The 3131-nt window shown below is 40.9% G+C and carries 2 protein-coding genes; one reads left to right on the forward strand and one right to left on the reverse strand.

The window, feature by feature from the left end:
- Positions 1–645: 645 nt before the first annotated feature.
- Positions 646–1047 (reverse strand): cytochrome-c oxidase, encoded by a 402-nt coding sequence (locus tag GC098_RS27420; protein WP_171646377.1) that lies wholly within the window; start codon positions 1045–1047, stop codon positions 646–648.
- A gap of 171 nt (positions 1048–1218) precedes the next feature.
- Between GC098_RS27420 and kimA the strand changes: the two genes are divergently transcribed.
- Complete coding sequence (gene kimA, locus GC098_RS27425; protein WP_171646378.1) at positions 1219–3045, forward strand: potassium transporter KimA; 1827 nt, start codon at positions 1219–1221, stop codon at positions 3043–3045.
- Positions 3046–3131: the final 86 nt, after the last annotated feature.

A 3131-nucleotide genomic window follows, 5' to 3' on the forward strand; every position in this document is an offset into this window, starting at 1 on the left:
GTCCTAGACTGCCGCTTTTTTATTGAAATATCGTTACCCGTCGTATTCAACGAAGTTCTTGGTGATAGTTTCTGCTGTTTTGGGAGACAGTATGAAGTCCATATTCATGCTGCCATGACTTACTCATGTATCACATACCAAGTGCCGTGAAGCCGGATGTACCCCGTTACATTGACGTGCTTCGGTTTGAACCACAAGATAATCCATTTCAAGGCTGCACAACCTTTCATGTGAGCTCTACGCTCTATATTTTGTCAATGGCCCAGTCTGTTAAGTGATTGGCTAAGAATGCATTCCAAGGGAGTTGCTGGCATCTTTAAAAAATTTAACTAATCAAATAAAGTGATGCGACGCCCAGTATGGGAACTACAAAGAGCATGATCCCGAGTCGAATTGAAATTAAATCTTCGTGTGAGTACACTGAAGCCACAACCTTTCTATGTATAGTACAATATTTATTCAATTTGAGTCTTGTCGAATCCTTTGATGAAAAAACACTACTTTTGTCAGCTTGCTTTTTCAAAAAAAAGAAACCACTCATAGGTGGTCTCGAAGTCGCGGAAAGACATTGAAGCTTGGTGCGACTCATTCGTCGCCCGAGATTTCTCTCGATCGTTCATGTCATTATGGGCCTATCCAATCAGCTTAAACAGATATGTCTTTCTTCTGTTTAACGGACGCGCTGCCAAGTTGTAGAAACAGATTAATCGTAAACAAGACAACGCCAACAACTACGAGCAGAGAGCTGACAATAACAACAGGCAGCAAGACTGAATTCCCGGATACGATTTCGATGGCGAGACCGATCTGCATAACGGGTAAGCCAATATTATGTAACCAGAAGTGAGTCTTGGCAAGGCTTGTGTCTGCTGCTTTTGGATAGAAGTGATAGATGACCCCGAACAAAGCCATGGAAACCCATCCGAGCAAATTGAAATGAGCGTGTACGGAAGCGAGTCTAAAATCTTGCATGATTCCCATGGTCATACCTAGAAGCACACCTACCGTAAAATAAATCGCAGCAATTTTCAAAAATGTCTTTGCCATCCTCGTAATCCCTCCCCAAAATATCCATTACATTAATATTGTATGTTATATACAACAAAAAGCAATGCGTTAGGAATCAAATCGGATTATCGATATCCAATATTTATGATTCTTTTTTCAACAAATTGGGTAAAATAAAATGAACTTAAAAAACCATGGCGGGTGTAAATCATGTTTTCTGTCATTAAACGATTTTTAATCGGTCAGCCATTAAAGTCAAACGAACTAGGGGAACAAAAGCTTAATAAAAAGAAAGCTTTAGCTATCCTCTCTTCCGACGCTTTATCATCCGTTGCCTATGGGCCTGAGCAGATTCTACTAGTATTGATTACCGTAAGTGCTGCAGCTTATTGGTACACAATCCCGATCGCAATAGGCGTTCTGTTTCTTCTATTAGCACTTATTTTGTCATACCAACAAATCATATATGCCTATCCGCACGGAGGCGGGGCCTATGTCGTATCGAAGGAAAATCTCGGGATGAACGCGGGTTTATTTGCAGGAGGATCCCTTTTAGTTGATTACATACTAACGGTGGCGGTCAGTATCTCGGCAGGTACGGATGCCATTACTTCTGCCTTTCCGCATTTACATCCTTATACTGTGGTTATTGCCATCCTACTTGTTATATTCATTACGATCTTAAATCTTAGGGGTATAACCGAGTCGGCTTCTATTTTAGCTTATCCAGTTTATCTATTTGTACTGGCTTTGTTTATCTTAATTGGAGTCGGATTATACAATATCGTAACCGGGAATGTCTCAGCTGAACTGCATGCTCCAATTGGCACGCCTGTTGCAGGTATTTCCTTGTTTTTATTACTAAGAGCATTCTCAACGGGGAGTTCTGCTTTAACAGGGGTTGAAGCTATCTCTAATGCAATTCCGAACTTCGAGGATTCAGCTCCCAAAAATGCTTCCAAAACATTGATGGCTATGGGCTTATTACTTGCGATTTTATTTGCGGGAGTCGTTTATCTAGCGTATTACTATGGAATATCTCCCAAAGAAAAGGAAACGGTTGTCTCACAAATTGCTGCTGCAACGTTTGGCAGAAATTTCATGTATTATATCATCCAAGGTACAACAGCTATGATTCTTGTTCTCGCTGCAAATACGGGATATTCTGCTTTCCCATTACTGGCAGTTAATCTGGCCAAGGATAAATTTATAGCAAGGATGTTTACGATTAGAGGAGATCGACTTGGGTATTCAAACGGGATCATTTTCCTTGCGGTTGCATCGATCTTGTTAATCATCCTTTTCAAAGGAAAAACGGAGCATTTAATCCCTCTGTATGCTGTCGGAGTGTTCATTCCATTTACCTTAGCTCAGACGGGGATGTTGGTGAAATGGATCCGTGAGAAACCGAAAGGCTGGATTGTTAAACTAACGATTAATTTAGTTGGAGCTTTCATGAGCTTCACGGTCATGATGATTTTCTTTATTACCAAGTTTGGGCAGGTATGGTCCGTACTCATCTTTTTGCCCCTTATTGTTTTTATTTTCCACCAAATCAAGAAACACTACGAGGCCGTAGGCGAACAACTTAGAATAACAACTTGCGAACCAGCAATTCCTATTGAAGGAAATGTGATGATTGTGCCTGTGGCGGGCATTACACATGTGGTAGAGAACTCCTTGAATTATGCCAAATCGCTTTCGCCAGATCAGATCATCGCCGTTTATGTGGCTTTCGAAAGAGACGCCGAGAAACAATTTGAGGAGAAATGGAATACGTGGCAACCCGATATAAGGCTGGTGACGTTACATTCCCAATATCGGAGCATTGTTCAACCATTGACGAAATTTATTGATACGGTGGAAAATAAGGCGGCTGAATCCAATTTTCGGGTAACTGTCCTAATCCCACAGTTTATTCCGAAGAAAAGCTGGCAAAATATTCTTCATAACCAATCCAGCTTACTTATCCGAGCTTTTCTGCTTTACAGAAGGAACCTTATCGTAACAACAGTGCCGTATCATTTGAAAAAATAAGCTATTAGGGTGGCCTTACTTCATACTAGCTACTTGGAGAAATAAGAGCCTTTGGGAGCTTCTATTTGCGCAGAAAGTGGCTAAAG

The organism is Paenibacillus phytorum, assembly GCF_013141715.1.
Taxonomy (GTDB): Bacteria; Bacillota; Bacilli; order Paenibacillales; family NBRC-103111; genus Paenibacillus_E; species Paenibacillus_E phytorum.

Bases quoted from the DNA above. Each gene is read 5' to 3' on its own strand.
- GC098_RS27420 (WP_171646377.1), bottom strand. From the start codon at position 1,047: ATGGCAAAGACATTTTTGAAAATTGCTGCGATTTATTTTACGGTAGGT.
- kimA (WP_171646378.1), top strand. From the start codon at position 1,219: ATGTTTTCTGTCATTAAACGATTTTTAATCGGTCAGCCATTAAAGTCA.